The organism is Streptomyces sp. NPDC001709 (genome assembly GCF_053596375.1).
This window is the reverse complement of record NZ_JBSFGB010000036.1, coordinates 23,841-39,549: the sequence shown is the minus strand read 5'-3', so window position 1 is coordinate 39,549 and position 15,709 is coordinate 23,841. Positions and strand designations below refer to the sequence as shown.

Genomic DNA, 15,709 nt, shown 5'->3' with positions numbered 1-15,709 from the left:
ATCGCACTGGATGGGCAGGCCCGTGATTGCGCGTAGCGGCGGCGGAACCGCGCAGTCAGGAGCATGACACTCACAGCGCCCCGCCACACCGGGTGAGCGTGACATGACAGGGCGCGGGGGGAACGTAGACCGGAACGAGTCCTACCGGGCAGCACCGGGTCGAATTCTTTGCTTCTCCATAGGAGGCGGTTGGCCCCCTCATGGGGGCCGGAGCGTGCCGGCCCGGCATTGGAGCCGTGCTCCTCCTATGGCGACGGGCGTTTCGCGGCACGCACCCCGGGGGCGGCGCGGAAACTGCGGCCGGTGAAGAGGTTCATGATCCAAGCATGGGGAGCGGAGCGCTCGATCTCCTGGCGATGCTCGGGCTGAGTCCACGCCACAGCCGTTCCCGTACTCTTCCTCAGAGCCGCCGCGCAGGACCAGCTCCGGAGGGGGCACGGACAACCGCGAGGGAGACGGCATGGGAACCGCTGACCGGCACAGTGCCGGAGACTGGAACCGGGTCGGTGACCCGCCCCGACCCAGAGGTGGTCGTGCGAGCGAGTACGGCCACGGGTACGGGAATCCTCCCGAGTCGACACCTCACCCCGGCTACGGACCCGATGCCGGCGCGGGCCAGCTCCCCTCCCAGGCGGTAGGCCACGGGCACGCACCAGTGACCGGCGCCGAACATGGCTCCGGTCACGGCCCCGAAGCGGGAGCCGGCGGTCACGGACGCGCGCACACTCACGGCCACGGTCACAGCCACGGGCCCGCGGCGCCGGTCTCCCAGCACCTGCGCAAGGTCATCGCGGCGATCCTGATCCCCTTCACCGCCGCGGTCGTGGTGGGGCTCGTCGTGCTGTGGCCGGGAGGAGCCCCGCCACACAAGCGCACCGGTGTCGGCTTCGACCAGCAGACCCAGCAGGCGACGGTCACCAGGGTCGTCGAGGTGAGCTGCAAGTCGGTGAACGCCTCCGGCGAGGCCCCCACCGGTGACACCTCCACCGCCGAGGGCACCTCGGCGCAGCAGGAGGCGAGCGGCACCTGCCACAAGGCCACGATCCGCGTCGACACCGGCAAGGACAAGGGACGCACCTTCACCGAGATCGTGCAGCCCGACCAGGCGCGACAACTGCATCAGGGCGAGCAGGTCGTCACCGCCTACGAACCCTCCGCACCCAAGGACCTGCAGTACTCGGTCACCGACGTCAACCGCCGCTTTCCCATGGGCCTGCTGGCCGGGATCTTCGCCCTCGCCGTCGTGGTGGTGGGCCGACTGCGCGGCGTGATGGCACTCGTGGCGCTGGCCATCAGCTTCATGGTGCTCAACTTCTTCATCCTGCCCGCGATCCTCCAGGGCTCCAACCCGCTGCTCGTGGCCGTGATCGGGTCGAGCGCGATCATGCTGATCGCCCTCTACATGTGCCACGGCCTGTCCGCCCGCACGTCGGTGGCGGTACTCGGCACGCTGGCCTCACTGGCGCTGATCGGCATCCTCGGCTCCCAGTTCATCGACTGGGCCGCGCTCACCGGCAACACCGACGACCAAACCGGCCTGATCCACGGCCTCTACCCGAAGCTCGACATGAGCGGCCTGCTGCTCGCCGGCGTCATCATCGGCTCGCTAGGGGTACTTGATGACGTGACCGTGACCCAGACGTCCGCCGTCTGGGAGCTGCACGACGCCAACCCGGCAATGGGCTGGCGCGGACTGTACCGGGCAGGCATCCGCATCGGCCGCGACCACATCGCCTCCGTGGTCAACACCCTCGTCCTCGCCTACGCCGGCGCCGCGCTGCCCCTGTTGCTCCTCTTCTCCATCGCGCAGAGCGGCGTTGCCACGGTCGCCAACAGCGAGCTGGTGGCCGAAGAGATCGTGCGCACGCTGGTCGGGTCGATCGGCCTGGTCGCCTCAGTCCCGGTCACCACGCTCCTCGCCGCCCTGGTCGTCTCGGCAGACCGGCCCGGTCCGCAGACGGACACGGCCACAGCGGGCACGCCGGCTACTGGCCGAGCACCTGCCGGCCGGGGCGGACGTCGGCGGAAGCGTTAGGAACGAACTCCGCAAGGCCAGAGGCCCTTTGTAGCGGGCTCCAGAATGGCGACACACTCCAGGTGCGAGGTCATCGGAACACGTAGAGACAACGCCGAGCAAAGCAGGGTACGCGCGAATCACAGACCCACGTCAGCTCTGCCCGCCAGTCAGCTCCGCACTCGCCACACAGCCGGACCCGAAGCGGATCAAGCCCATTGAGTACACGCACACCCCTGGCAGGCACCGCATGTTCCAGGCCCCTGGCCGACCACCCACTCGGCGAATCGCCATCGCGTAATGGACGCCGTCACGGAGCACGAGCCTCGTAGCCCTCCCGGGGCGGCGGCCGTCAGGCCGCGATGGGGCCTTGCAACGGGACTGCGAGTTCTTTCAGTGCCTGTTCCAGGCCATGCAGATGAGCCAAGGCCAGTTCGCCACCAGAAGGATGCGGTGCTGCAACCGCCGCATGATCGCTTGGCGTGGCACCGGGCGTGATGAGTGCCTCCACTGCTGCCTCCACCCGCCAGCACGCTGCCGCAAGCCGCGCGTCGTGGGAAGCATCCGGATCCGCCGCGACCGATGCCAGGCCACGCACCTCCCGGGCACACCGGTCCAGCAGCTCGATCACCTGACGGGCCCGCGCTTTACGCGCCCGCAGCGGAGTGAACGGGTGCACCAGGGGCGCCAGCGACAGCCTCACCCTGCCCAACAGCAGCTCCAGTTCAGCGACATACCGGGCCGGATCCGCAGCCGGAGAGCCGGCCAGGCGGGCCGCGGCCTCAGAAGTGCACGCATGGACACAGTGCAGCGCTCGCTGGATCCACGCGTCAGTGGTGGCGTGCGTGGTCACCGGCAGTACCAACAACACCGCGAGCCCCGCGCCGAGCGCCCCCACCCCCGTCTCCATCACACGCAGAGCAAGCAGCCCCGGATTCAGCACCCCCAACAGGCCATACAACAGCCCGGCCATCACCGTCACCGCCAGCATCATCCACGTATACGACACCGCCGCCGTATAGAAAATGCCGAACACGCAGACCGCGACAAGCGCCGCGGTGGGAGCACCAGCCCCATCCAGCGGCACAGCGATCACCAGGCCAATGGCGATACCGATCACCGTGCCCAAAACCCTGCGAAAGCCCCGCACCAGGGTCTCGCCCCGCGAGGTGGTGTTCACGAAAATCCACCACACCGCACCCACAGCCCAATACCAGCGCTCGTGCGACACCAGCTGCCCCACCAACAGAGCGAAAGCGCCGCCCGCCATCCCTTGGATCGCGTGGCGCGTGGTCACTCGGGCAAAACCCGTACCGCCCGGCGCCACCACCGCAACAGCAGGCGGCGACAGCCGCCGCTCGTAACACCACAGGCCAAAGCGCACCGCTGAGGACGCCAGCAGGGCAAGGGCCACCGCCGCATAAAGCTCCGGCAACTGGCCCGGCACCGCACGCAGGAACTGCGCCGCGAAAAACATCATGAACGCGAAAGTCCCCAGAGCGTGGCCCCGCGGCCCCCACCGGCGCGCATACATCCCCGCGCCGAGGACGGCAACAAAGGCCACGTCCCGTATCCACGCGTATTCGTGCAACACCGCCGCGAGAGCCAGCACCGGAAAACCCGCCACCGGCAAGAGCACCGTCGTGACCGCCTGCCCCCGCACCGACCCGTCGGCCACCGTGAACAAGGCCAGCAGCGCGGCAAGCCCACCAGCGATCGCCGCCGGCAGCGACTGCATCGCCAGATCCGACACCGTCACCGCCAGACCGACACCCAGGACACCCCGCGCAGCACTGCGCAACCTCAGCCGCCCCGGATCCGGCGCGACGAACACCCGCTTCAACACGACATCTCCCTGACACCCAAAACGATCAATCCCCGAAACTGACACACAGTCAGGAAAGTCAGCAAAAGGTCAGCACCCGTCCACCCACAGACTGCCGAAGATGCCCACACCCGCACATCAAGCGACGCCAAGAAAACTGTGCCTGGTCTGCGAAAACACGCCCCAGGCCCGCTATCCTCGCGACCCGCCTGGTTGACACTTCGAAGAGCATCATCCAGGTGTAGGAGACGGCGGCCGTGTAGAAGATGCCGAAGACGGCGGCGGCGAGGACGGCCGTCGGGAGCGGCGCGCCGTGCACGGGGACGGCGACGAGGAAGCCCAGGCAGATGCCGATCACCGTGCCGAGGACCCGGCGGAAGCCGCGGACCGACGTCTCGCCGCGCGAGGCGGTGTTGACGAAGATCCACCAGGTCACCCGGGCGAGGCCGCGTGGGGCGGGCGGGGCCGGTACGACGGCCGGAGGCAGCCGGCGCTCGTAGCACCACACGCCGAAGCGCACCGCGGCCGCGCTGAACACGGACAGCAGGACGGCGGTGTACAGCCCGGGCAGCTGCGCCGGGGTGGCGTGCAGGACCCGGGCCACGAAGAAGGTCATGAAGGCGAGGTCGCGCGCGACGGGCACGGCGTGCAGCCCGGCCGCGGCGGCGAGCACCGGCACCCCCACGGCGGGCAGCAGCGCGGTGGTGGCCGCCTGCCCGCGCACGGTCGCATCGGCGACGGTGAACAGGGCGAGCAGCGCGGCGAGGCCGCCGGTGACCACACCGGGGAGGGAGAGACCGGCGAGGAAGCAGACGACGACCGCCAGCCCGATGCCGAGGACGGCCCGTGCGGCGAAGCGCAACCGCGCCCCTCCCGGGTCCGGAGCCACGAACATCCTCTTCAGCACTGCTGCCCTCCCCAGGGAACACGGCACAGAAAAGGCGCCGCGGGGTCCGCAGCGCCATCGACGTGTCCATGAGAGCATCACCGAGGTCACTGGCTCAAGTGTGATTCGAATCGCTGAGCCATTGGCCCATCACCGTATCCACATCTGCGCCGACCGGAATGCCAACGGACCAGGTCGGACGGCATGCGCGGAGGTGCGGCCGCTGAGCCATTGGTACAGTCGTGCATCATGGCCGTGGACGAACTCGACACCCGCATCCTGCGGCTGCTCCTGGAGCAGCCGCGCACCAGCGTGCGTGAGTACGCCCGCATCCTCGGCATCGCCCGCGGCACACTCCAGGCTCGGCTGGAGCGTATGGAACGGGACGGTGTGATCACCGGCACCGGCCCGTCCCTCTCCCCCGCCGCTCTGGGCCATCCGGTCCTGGCGTTCGTCCACATCGAGGTCACCCAGGGCCACCTGGACGACGTCGGGGAGGCGCTGGCCGCCGTACCGGAGATCGTGGAGGCGTTCTCGATCACGGGCGGCGGGGACCTGCTCGCCCGGGTGGTGGGACGGGACAACGCCCATCTGGAGGACGTCATCCAGAAGCTGATCAGCATGCCGGGCGTGGTGCGCACCCGCACGGAAGTGGCGCTGCGCGAGCGCGTCCCGTACCGGCTGCTGCCCCTGGTGGAGTCGGTGGGCCGGGCGGCCCGCCCCTGAGGGTGGGCATGCTGGACCGCATGAGCGATCTCGGCGCCCTCTCGGTCATCTTCGATCTCGACGGAACGCTGGTGGACAGCGAGCCGAACTACTACGAGGCGAGCCGGCAGACCCTGGCCGAGCACGGCGTCACGGGCTTCACCTGGGCGGACCACGAGAGCTACGTCGGCATCAGCACCCTGGAGACGGTGACCCTCTGGCGGGAACGCTACGGCCTGCGCGCCCGCGTGGACGAGCTGCTGGACGCGACCAACCGCCGCTACCTGGAACTGGCCCGCACCCGCACGCGCGCGTACCCGGAGATGCGCAAGTTCGTGGAGCTGCTGGCCGCCGAGGGCGTGCCGACGGCGGTCGCGTCGGGCGCCTCCCCTGAGGCCATCGAGACGATCCTGGCAGGCACGGGCCTGGACGCGTTCTTGCGCACGGTGGTCTCGACCGAGGAGGTTCCGCGCGGCAAGCCCGCCCCCGACGTCTTCCTGGAGGCGGCCCGGCGGCTCGGCGCGCACCCCGCGGACTGTGTGGTCCTGGAGGACGCGGCACCGGGCGCGGCGGCCGCCCACGCGGCCGGCATGCGGTGCATCGCGATCCCGTACGTGGCCGCACAGGCCGACACACCCGGCTTCGCCAAGGCGACGTTGCTGCTGCGCGGCGGCCAGGCGGAGTTCACGGCGCAGTCGGCGTACGCGTGGCTCCGGGCCACGGCCCGGATCCCCTGAGCAACGCCCGCACCAGGCGTGAGGGCGTCCCGTTCGGCCGGGAGGTGCTCCTGCCGTGCGCGGGGCGCGGTGGCTGCCTAGCGTGATCCCATGACCACAGAGCGGGCCGGGCCGGCCCAGCACGACCAGCGGTGGAAAGCGCTCGCCGTCTGTCTGACCGCGGCCTTCATGACCTTGCTGGACACGTCGATCGTGAACGTGGCACTGCCCTCGGTGGAGCGCGGACTGCGCGCCAGCACGGCCGAGCTGTCCTGGGTGATGTCCGGCTACGCCCTCACCCTCGGTCTGACCCTGGTCCCGGCGGGACGGCTCGGTGACATGCGCGGGCGGCGCCAGACCTTCCTGACCGGGCTCGCGCTGTTCACGCTCGCCTCGTTGGCCTGCGGGCTGTCCACCGGTGCCGCCTGGCTGGTGCTGTTCCGGCTGGTCCAGGGAGCGTCGGCAGGCCTGATCGCGCCGCAGACCTCGGCGCTCATCCAGCAGATGTTCCAGGGCGCCGAACGGGCCCGCGCGTTCGGCCTGATGGGCAGCACCATCGGCATCTCCACGGCCGTCGGGCCCCTCGCGGGCGGCCTGCTCATCCAGGCGGCCGGCGGTCCCGACGGCTGGCGCTGGGTGTTCTACGTCAACCTGCCCATCGGGGTGGCCGTCTTCTGCGCGGCGCTGCGGCTGCTGCCCCGCTCCCCCGGCTCGCCGGGCAGGCGCGAGGGCTTCGACGTACCGGGCGTCCTGCTGCTCGGCTCGGGTGTGCTCTGCCTGATGCTGCCCTTGGTGCAGGAACAGCAGTGGCACGGGCGGCTGAAGTGGGCCCTGCTCCCGATCGGCGCCGGTCTGCTGACCTCGTTCTGGACGTGGGAGCGGCGCCAGGGGCGGCACGACCGGGCCCCGCTGGTCGACCTGCGGCTCTTCTCGTTGCGTTCCTTCTCGCTGGGCGTGCTGCTGAGCCTGGTGTACTTCGGTGGCTTCACGACGCTGTTCTTCGTCTACACGCTGTTCCTGCAGAACGGCATGGGCTACGGCGCACTGGCGGCGGGCCTGTCGTCCATGCCCTTCGCGGCGGGCTCGGCAGCGGGTGCCGCGGTGGGCGGCCGCCTGGTGGTGCGCTTCGGACGCAAGCTGGTCATCGCCGGGCTCTGCACGGTGGCCGTGGGCATGCTCGGCGTCGTCGCGGCCGTGCACTGGGTACCGGGGCGGGGTGTGGCCTGGGCGGCCGCGCTCCCGCTGCTCGTCGCCGGCCTCGGCTCCGGCCTGACCATCTCCCCCAACACCACCCTCACCCTGTCCCTCGTGCCCGTGCGGCGGGGCGGGGCGGCGGGCGGGGTACTGCAGACCGCGCAACGCATCGGCTCTGCCGCCGGTGTCGCCGTGGTGGGCTCGGTGTACTTCGCCCAGCTGGCCAACCATGCCAAACCGGCCACCGCGCTCCAGTACGGCCTGCTCACGTCCGTCGGCATCATCCTGCTGGCCCTGGTCCTGGCCTTCGCCGACCTGCGGGAACGCCGGGTCCGTCCCGAGCCGGAGCAGAAGAGGGAGGCGGCGCGGCAGAAGGTGTAGCGGGCGCTCGCGGCCCGGCATCGGTCGCACGGCGCACCGGGCGGTGTGCGGGGGCGCGCGGCGCGAAGCGCAGGGCATCGGCAGGGGCGGCTCGCCCCCGCTGCGTGGCGGAGCGGCGGAAGGGTCCGCTGGACAGATGCGCGGTGGACCGGCGCCGCACCGGCACGAGGCGCAGTAGACCCCGCCGAGCGATACCGCCGGGCATCGCGCCGTCGGCACCATCGATGAGCGCGCCGTCGGCACCATCGGTGAGCGCCGACTGCGCTGTCAGGAATCGCGCCGCCGGCGCCGCCGGAGCGGCCCAGCGGGAGCGCCGCACCGCGCGCCCGGCAATCCGGCAATGCGGGGAGCCGGCACGCCGAATCCGCGCCTGCCACGGCCCTGCGGGGCGCGAGCCGCCTCGACCCATGCCGCAAGGCGTCGTCGGTCTCGCGCAACCGGCGCGGCGGAAGCCGCCGCCCAGCCCTCACGACCTCCGGCGCGGCTTGCCCCGCTTGGGGGTCTGCTTGGTTCCCGCCGCGCGGGCGCGTGGGTTGCGGCCCGCCGGCTTCGGCGCCGGCTTCTGGCGGGTGCCGGCCGGTTCGGAACGCTTCCGCTTCTGGTCGTCCGGTGGCGCGGCCGCAGACTTCGTACGGCCCCGGGTGCTGTTGACGGTGCGGCCCCGGACGATGCCGATGAAGTCCTCCACCAGGTCCGTGGTGGCCTCCTCCGGCCAGGACAGGGCGACGCTCGACTGGGGCGCGTCGGTGACCGTGCGGTAGGTGAGGTCCTTGCGGTGGTAGAGGCGGGCCAGGGACTGCGGGACGACCAGGAGGCCCACGTTCGCGGCCACCAGCTCGATCGCGTCCGGGGTCGTCGCGGGTCGCTCAAAGGCGGGTTCGCCCGGCGGGCTGTCCCAGTCGAAGACGTCGTCCAGGGGGTGGAAGAGCACCTCGTCGGCGAGATCGGCGAGGGTCACCTCGTCCGCGGCCGTGATCAGGTGATCCTTGGGGACGACGACCACCGTGGTCTCGGTGTAGAGGGGGATGGCGCTGAAGAACGCACGGTCCACAGGGAGCCGTACGAGACCCGCGTCGGCCTCACCCGCGCGCAGCACGTCGGCTGCCTCGGCGGCGGGGACCTGGACGAGGGTGAGCGCGATGTCCGGCAGCCGCTCCTTCCAGATGCTCACCCATTTGGCGGGCGTCACTCCGGGTACGTACGCGAGCCGGAACGACGTTGATTCCTCCGAGCCTGTCACCAGGCCAGGTTACCGGCCGTGGCCTGCCCTCCGTCACCGGCCGTGGTCGGCGGCCGGGCACGCGGCCGATACCCTTGACGTCATGAGTTCGCAGCAGAGCACCCAGACGATGAAGCCCGCGACCGCGGCGAAGAAGCTGGGTGTGTACCTCCCCGCCACCCCCGCCTCGTTCCAGGAGGGCGTCGTCACGCGCGCCGAGCTGAACGAGCTGCAGGCGAACCCGCCGGAGTGGCTGAGCGAGCTGCGGCGCACCGGCCCCCACCCGCGCCCGGTGGTCGCCGCGAAGCTCGGCGTGTCCATCGCCGGCCTCGCGCGCGGCGGGGTCACCGAACCGCTGACCACGGAGCAGATCGAGGCGCTCAAGCAGGAGCGGCCCGAGTGGCTGGAGAAGGAGCGGGCCACGCAGGCGGAGGTCCGCAAGGAGACCGCGCGGATCAAGAACCTGAAGAAGGAGAAGCAGGAGCGCGCCGCCGGGCGCGACTGATCCTCCCCTTTTCCCTCCAAAAACCGTTTTTCCACAACGCCCTCCGGCCTCCGGAGGGCGTTGTCAGTGGCCTGCCCTACAGTTCCCGTCACTTGATCGATTGCGGGTGCGGGAGGCACGTATGGGGTGGGTGTCGGCCGGTGACTACGAGGTCACCCTCGACGACGGGAAGGTGGTGTGCCGCAACGCCTCCGGGCGGCGGCTGAAGTCGGTGCCACCGAAGATCGCCGACGATCCGGCGGTCGTGGGCCTCAGGCAGCTGGTCGAGTGGCTGGAGCGGCATGAGCGGCAGTGCCTGGCCACGGCCGAGCGGTGGATGGTCCGCTCGCTGCCGGTGCCGCTCGCCGTCGTCACGCGCGTGTGGCCCGACCCGGCCTGGCGGGCCGCGCTGCGCGACCTCGTCGTCACCGGTGCCGACGGGCGGGTCGCCGGCTTCCTGCGGGACGCCGGTCCCGAGCGCGGCCTGGGCCTGGTCGACCTCGACGGCGACACCGTCCGCATCGCCCCCGACCTCGTCCGCATTCCGCATCCGGTCCTCCTCGACGACCTGGAGGAGCTGCGGGAGTTCGCCGTCGAGCTGGGCGTGCAGCAGGGCGCGCAGCAGCTCTTCCGCGAGGTCTGGCGCCGCCCGGCCGCGCTCGATGCCGACGCGACCCAGGTCGAGGAGTACGCCGGCGGCTCGTTCAAGGAGCTGCGCTTTCTGCACGGCCGGGCGGCCCAGCTCGGGTACCGGGTGCGGGGCGGATATGCCGTGTGCCCGGTCCTGGAGGACGGTCGCGGTACCGAGGCCCGCGTGTGGGTCGGCGACTACGACGGCTACATGGAGACCGAGACCGGCCCGCTGGTCTGGTCCGACCCCGCCGGGCGGGTGCTGAGGCTCGGTCAGATCGGGCCGGTGGCCTGGTCGGAGGGGATGCGCATGGCGGCCGCGCTGTACGCGGGGCGGGACATCGAGGACGAGGAGCGGGCGGCATGACGTACGACGAGACCACGCTGACCGCGCTGCTGGACGCCGGCGCCGTCCTGCCCCCGGGCAGCACCGCGCGCGAGGACGCCGACACCCTCACCGTGCGCACGTACACGCATCCGGCCCTCGACGGCCGGCAGGTGGTCCGGCTGGTGCCGGGCACGCTGGGCGAGGCGGAGGACCTGGCGCTGGAGTTCCTGGGCCTCGCCCGGGAGCCGGAGGCGCCGGAGGCCGGGCAGGTGCGCCGCGAGACGTTGGGCTTCCCGGCCTGGGCGCTGGTCAACGACCCGGCCAACGGGCATCACGCGCTCGCTCTGGTGAAGGACGTCGAGCGGCTGGCCCGGCAGGCCAAGTCCCGCCCGGGCGCGGCCAAGGAGGGATTCGAGGCGCTGGGCGAGCGGCTGGGCCGGGCCGTGCCGCACTTCCTGCCGACGTTCTACGAACAGGCCGCGCGGGTCTTCCTGGAGCACGAGAACACCACCTACGCCGCCGCGTTCTTCGGCAAGGCCCGCGAGGCCGAGCGGGTGCACGCGCTCGAGGTCGACGAAGAGCGGCAGCGCGCGGTCTTCCTGGAGTTCGCCTTCGCCGGTGCGCTGACCGTGAAGGCCCTCAAGGAGCATGTGCGGGACCTCTCCGGGCGGCTCGAACCGGCCGCGGCCTGGTCGCAGTTCCGTCAGTTGATCGTGGAACGCTGTGCGGCCGGGATGCCGCCGTACGCCTCGCTGCCGCAGGACGCGCGCGGACTGATCAAGGCGGCGGGCCTGCCTCGGGTTACCGAGGAGTGCGCGCTGGTCGCCGACCTGATCGCCTCCCCCGCCGCGGTCCGCGCGCCCCGGTCCTTCTGGACCGCGTACCGATCCGTACTCACTGTCCTCACCGCGGAACGGTCGGAGATCCGCCTCCGGCTGCTGGAGATCATGCCCGCCGGTCTCGGCCGGGACACCGAGGACGATGAGTTCTGGCTGGCCCTGCTCGCGGAGACCGGGGCCGACCGGCTGCTGACGGACGAGTCGGCGGCGGCCGAGCACGGCGCCGATCCGGCGGACTGGCTGACCCGCTGGGCGTCCTTCCGCAAGCACGGCGGCTCGTACTCCCTCCGCTGCCCGGCCACGCTCGCGCTGGTCAAGCGCATGGCCCCGCTGCTGCGGGCCGCCGGCCGCCCGGTGGACCTGTGCACCGGCCGCTGGCATGCCGGCGCCGACCTCGATCTGCTGGATCTGTGCGCGGCCGAGCGCGTCCCGCTGACGCTGCCGGGCGCCGACGTCCCCGTGTATCTGCCGCTGCCCGAGTGGCTGCTGGACACCCGCGCGGGCCGGCGTGATCTGGCGGCGGTCGCGGCCGACCCGCGGCTGCGGCGTCTGCTGCACCAGGCCGTGGGCAAGGCCGGCAGCCATCAGCGCAGCGGCGAGCTGCTGAAGTCGATCGCCGCCCATCCTGTCCTCTCCGAGGTGCTGCGGGAGTGGCTGGACGAGGCCGCCGACGACTTCACGCGCGCGGCGGGTCTGCCCGGCGCCCGTGCGGCGCTCGACCGGCTGCGCCCCTTCCGGGTGATCGCCGCCGAGGTCGCACCGGACACGGCGGCCCGGGTCGCCGCCCGCGAGGTGGCGCCACTGCTCGGCCGTACCCTGCGGGCCGGCCTCCTCGACGAGCTCGGCTGGCCCGCTCTCGACGAGGCGCTGACGCTGCTCGACGGCCAGACCAGGAAGGACGCGGACAACTCGCTGACGGTTCACGAGGCCTGGCCCGCGCTGATCCTCTGCCGCGGCCAGAAGGCGGTCGTCGTGGGCCCGGAGCGGATCCTGCTCGACCACGACCTGCGGCTGCCCCATGACCTGGACCGCTGGCAGCGCCCCCGCTTCCGGTACGTGGACGGGGAACTGCTCGTGATGTGGCGGCACGGCGGCAAGCAGTACGGCTACTGGTCGGCCCGGCCCGCCGAGGTGTTCGAGCTCGGCGGCGAGCAGCTGCCCACCTGGTGGTCCGGTCAGGAGGCGGTCGTCCCCTCGATCCCCCTGGCCGGCGACGGACGGGCCACGGGTGGCCGCACCCTGCACGCGGGCGACACGGACCTGCCGCCGTGTCGCGCGGTCATCGGCGATGGCACCACCCTGTGGCGCCAGGGCCGGCAGGGCCGCCGGACGGTGTGGTTGGAGTACGACCCGGCCACCGGGACGCACGGCCGCGCTTCCCTGCCCGCGCTGCTCCGCTCGGCCGTCCGTGAGGACGCCGAGCTGCTGCCCGGCCTGTGCGAGGTCCTGCCGCTGCAACCGGGCCTGGAGCACAGCCCGTTCGGCACCGACGGCACGGTACTGGGCCGCTGGGTGCGCAAGGAGGGCGAGGGCGACCAGCAGTGCCGCACGGCGGGAACGCCGGACGGACGGACCGTGTCGATCGCGGTGGGCCAGGGCCACCGGGCGGGCGTTCCCCTCGGTGCGTTGCGGCTGCCCGGCGGTGCCGAGCCGGTCGTCGCCCGGCTGGGCGATCACAGGATGGGCGGCGCGATCGGGCTGTACGCGGGCGAGGACACCTCGGACACCGGCCTGCTGGGACGGCTCACGCCGAACGACCGGGGCGGTGAATACGCCGCCGGCACCCGGCTCGTGCCCCCGCTGCCCTTCTGGCACGCGCTGCGTCCGCGCGACGAACAGGGCTCGGCGGTGCTGCGCGCCCTGTCCGACGAGCAGGCCGCGCAGCTGCTGCGCCTGACGTCCGAGGCGTTGACGATCCGTCAGGAAGCGCTGACGGCGGCCGGTTCGGACGAGACGGCCAAGGCCGCCGTGCCGACCGCGGACGCCGTCGCCCTGGAGGCCGTCGCGCACCTCCTTGCGGACGTGACCGACGAACGGCTGCTCATCGGCGTCGCCGCGCTGGTCCGATCGGCGTTGCGCATCACCGACTCGGCCACCACGTTCGCGACTCCCCCGAAGGAGAGGCCGCGACAGCCGCGCAACCGGACCGAGGGCATGTTCGCCGACTACAGCCCCGTACACGGCGACGACCGCACCCTGTACGACGCCCTGGCCGGAGTGGTCGGGCTGAACGGCTGGTGGTACCGCGGGGGGTGGAGCGTGCTCCGCCAGGCCCGCGCGGTGAACCATGTGCTGTCCGGCAAGCCCGCCGACGGCAAGCCGCTGCCCGGCCTGGCCCGCATCGGCGCCCTCACGGACGGCTGGACCAGTGAGGAGTACACCGTCCCGGCGATCGGCATGGTGTGGCCGCCCGTCCTGGGGGCCCTGCGAGCCCTGCTGTACCGGGCGGCCTCGCCCGCCTTGACCGACGCCCAGCGGGAGCCGCTGCTGTTGCTGGCCGAGGCGCTCGCCGAGGGGCCGCTCGTCTCGGCCGGCGGCATGCTGCGGGAGATCGTGCTGAGCGAACCGCAGGAGCAGGAGCAGCAGCGCACCGGGCAGGTGCTGCGCCGGGCCGGGCGCACGGTGGTGATCCTCGGCTCCCAGGGTGTCGACACCCAGCGGGAGCGGGTCAAGTGGCTGGCGCTGGACCACGATCCGTCCGGGGCGTTCGGCCGGATCGCGCACTTCACCCTGGAGCAGGAGACCCGGTACGCCCCGACGATCTCCGCCGAGGATCTGACCTGCGTCATCCGTCTCATCCGTGACAAGGGCGCCGCGCCCTGGCAGCCCTCGGCGCCGGAGGCGCTGGTGGCGGCGACCGGCGGCGCGCTGGGCCCGCTGCAGTCCACCGTGCTCCTCGCCGGGCTGCCGCAGAACCCCGAAGCCGAGGGCATCGCCACCATGGGGCTGAAGTCCCGGCAGCGGGAGTTCGGCGCCGCACGGCTGCAAGGGCTGGGCATGAAGCCGGTTTCGGCCCTCATGGGCGCGCTCCTGCCGGAGGACCCGGCGGCGCTGTGGACGACCGGACCGGACACTCAGGCCGCGGGCCGGGTGTGGGCCGAGCAGTTCGGCTCGCTGGTCCGGCTGCCGGAGGAACTGGGTGCCGAACTGTCCGGGATGGGCGCCTCCGGTGCCGAGGACGTGCTCAACCCGTCCCGCACACCGTGGCTGAGCCGCACCACGGTCCTGCGTCCGGACAAGGACGGCAACCTCGTCCCGGAGGACCCACAGGCGATCCCGAACGGCTACGACCTGACAGGGGCCGTGGGCGCGCTGTCCGCACTGGCCTACGTCCTGCCGTACGGCAACCCGCTGCGTGCCGCGCTGCCCGAGGGGCTCGCCGCGATGCGCCGCCGGATGTCCGACCCGGAACTGACGCTCGATCTGGACGTGGAGTGGACGGAGAAGGGCAGCCCCACCGCCGTGGAGCTGCGCAAGGCGTACGGACTGCCCGCGACCGGCGGTGCCGACGCGTACGGCACGACCCGGGTCGGCGAGGCGCTCACCCTGCGCCCCTGGTACCAGGACACCGAGACGGTCCTGGTCCGTCCGGCCGGCCTCAGCGGGCCCGACGACGCGGTGTTCGGGCTGCTGGAAGGCCTCGTGGGAGCCCAGCGCGGCCACGGCCTGCGCACGCTCCGCACCCTTCTCGGGGAGGAGTTGGGGCGCGCGGTCGCGGCCGGCACCGAGGGATTCACGGGGTACGCCCAGGACCCGGGCGTCAGCGTGCCGGCGCTCGTCACCGAGGTGGCCGCCGCGCACGACCTGAGCGAGGACGCGGCCACGCTCTACCTCCAGCTGCTGGCCCTGCCGGATCCGACGGACCGCAACTGCGCCCGCTGGACCGGCTGGAAACCCGCGCGCCTGAAGAAGGCCCGCGCCGAACTGACCGCCACGGACCTGGTGGTGGAGGCCAAGCGGCCGCGCGCCGGCCGTTCCCTGTTCCTGCCGTGCGGCTGGCGCGACCTGAAGTCGCCCGCGCTGCCGGTGGAGACCTGGAAGGAGGGTCTGTATCCGATTCCGGGCCACCAGCGCGCGATACCGCTGGTCCCGGTACCGGAGCTGTTCCAGCGCGCCTGGAACCGCGTCCGCACAGGCGACGCACCGGCGTACGAGCAACTGACCACCCGCGCGAGCCGACGGGGGCGGCGCCGATGACGTCCACCGCACTGGGCTCCACAGCGTCGGCGTACGACTTGGCGACGCCGGCCTTGATCGCCGCGGCCGGGGTGACACCGGCCCGAAGCGCGTCGGCCCGGATGACAACGGCCCGCGTGACGATAGCCCGGATGCCATCGGTCGGCGCGGCGCCAGCCTCGCGGACCGCTGTTGGCCCCACACGGCCGACTCCTGTCCGCCCCGCCCGACCGACTCCGGTCCACGCCTCCCGACCGACCCCTGCGCACCCCGCCTGGCCGACCCCTACGCGCCCCGCCCGACCGACCCCTG

At 72.3% G+C, this 15,709-nt stretch carries 9 protein-coding genes and 1 pseudogene; 7 read left to right on the top strand and 3 right to left on the bottom strand.

Annotated elements, in window-relative coordinates:
- Positions 1–460: 460 nt before the first annotated feature.
- Entirely contained in the window at positions 461–2,035 is a 1,575-nt protein-coding gene (locus ACWC0C_RS37235; RefSeq protein WP_450868739.1) for a YibE/F family protein, read from the top strand.
- 331 nt (positions 2,036–2,366) lie between these two features.
- Here ACWC0C_RS37235 and ACWC0C_RS37230 read toward each other — a convergent pair whose 3' ends face one another.
- The gene (locus ACWC0C_RS37230; RefSeq protein ID WP_450868738.1) at positions 2,367–3,860 is read right to left on the bottom strand and encodes an FUSC family protein; all 1,494 of its coding nucleotides are present in this window, start codon (positions 3,858–3,860) and stop codon (positions 2,367–2,369) included.
- Between the two features lie 202 nt (positions 3,861–4,062).
- A pseudogene (locus tag ACWC0C_RS37225) lies at positions 4,063–4,746 on the bottom strand (FUSC family protein); the annotation flags it as partial.
- A gap of 228 nt (positions 4,747–4,974) precedes the next feature.
- Here ACWC0C_RS37225 and ACWC0C_RS37220 point away from each other — a divergent pair.
- The 3 genes from ACWC0C_RS37220 to ACWC0C_RS37210 all read left to right on the top strand — a co-directional run bounded on the left by ACWC0C_RS37220 (position 4,975) and on the right by ACWC0C_RS37210 (position 7,721).
- On the top strand, positions 4,975–5,451 hold the full coding sequence (locus ACWC0C_RS37220; RefSeq protein ID WP_449201714.1) for an Lrp/AsnC family transcriptional regulator: 477 nt from the start codon (positions 4,975–4,977) through the stop codon (positions 5,449–5,451).
- Positions 5,452–5,471: 20 nt separating this feature from the next.
- On the top strand, positions 5,472–6,167 hold the full coding sequence (locus ACWC0C_RS37215; RefSeq protein ID WP_450868737.1) for an HAD family hydrolase: 696 nt from the start codon (positions 5,472–5,474) through the stop codon (positions 6,165–6,167).
- Between the two features lie 90 nt (positions 6,168–6,257).
- Positions 6,258–7,721 (top strand): MFS transporter, encoded by a 1,464-nt coding sequence (locus ACWC0C_RS37210; protein WP_450868735.1) that lies wholly within the window; start codon positions 6,258–6,260, stop codon positions 7,719–7,721.
- 466 nt (positions 7,722–8,187) lie between these two features.
- Here ACWC0C_RS37210 and ACWC0C_RS37205 read toward each other — a convergent pair whose 3' ends face one another.
- Positions 8,188–8,961, bottom strand: coding sequence for a LysR substrate-binding domain-containing protein (locus tag ACWC0C_RS37205; RefSeq protein WP_449201717.1), 774 nt, complete (start codon positions 8,959–8,961; stop codon positions 8,188–8,190).
- 82 nt (positions 8,962–9,043) lie between these two features.
- Between ACWC0C_RS37205 and ACWC0C_RS37200 the strand changes: the two genes are divergently transcribed.
- The 3 genes from ACWC0C_RS37200 to ACWC0C_RS37190 all read left to right on the top strand — a co-directional run bounded on the left by ACWC0C_RS37200 (position 9,044) and on the right by ACWC0C_RS37190 (position 15,418).
- Entirely contained in the window at positions 9,044–9,445 is a 402-nt protein-coding gene (locus ACWC0C_RS37200) for a DUF5997 family protein (protein WP_450868733.1), read from the top strand.
- Between the two features lie 121 nt (positions 9,446–9,566).
- A complete protein-coding gene (locus ACWC0C_RS37195; RefSeq protein ID WP_450868731.1) occupies positions 9,567–10,421 on the top strand; it encodes a DUF4132 domain-containing protein in 855 nt (284 codons plus the stop codon).
- Positions 10,418–15,418, top strand: a complete 5,001-nt coding sequence (locus ACWC0C_RS37190; RefSeq protein ID WP_450868729.1) for a hypothetical protein — start codon at positions 10,418–10,420, stop codon at positions 15,416–15,418. Before ACWC0C_RS37195 ends, ACWC0C_RS37190 begins: the two co-directional genes overlap by 4 nt.
- Positions 15,419–15,709 lie beyond the last annotated feature (291 nt).

Coding starts and splice junctions, on each gene's coding strand:
- ACWC0C_RS37235 (WP_450868739.1), top strand. CDS start 461: ATGGGAACCGCTGACCGGCACAGTGCCGGAGACTGGAACCGGGTCGGT.
- ACWC0C_RS37220 (WP_449201714.1), top strand. CDS start 4,975: ATGGCCGTGGACGAACTCGACACCCGCATCCTGCGGCTGCTCCTGGAG.
- ACWC0C_RS37215 (WP_450868737.1), top strand. CDS start 5,472: ATGAGCGATCTCGGCGCCCTCTCGGTCATCTTCGATCTCGACGGAACG.
- ACWC0C_RS37210 (WP_450868735.1), top strand. CDS start 6,258: ATGACCACAGAGCGGGCCGGGCCGGCCCAGCACGACCAGCGGTGGAAA.
- ACWC0C_RS37200 (WP_450868733.1), top strand. CDS start 9,044: ATGAGTTCGCAGCAGAGCACCCAGACGATGAAGCCCGCGACCGCGGCG.
- ACWC0C_RS37195 (WP_450868731.1), top strand. CDS start 9,567: ATGGGGTGGGTGTCGGCCGGTGACTACGAGGTCACCCTCGACGACGGG.
- ACWC0C_RS37190 (WP_450868729.1), top strand. CDS start 10,418: ATGACGTACGACGAGACCACGCTGACCGCGCTGCTGGACGCCGGCGCC.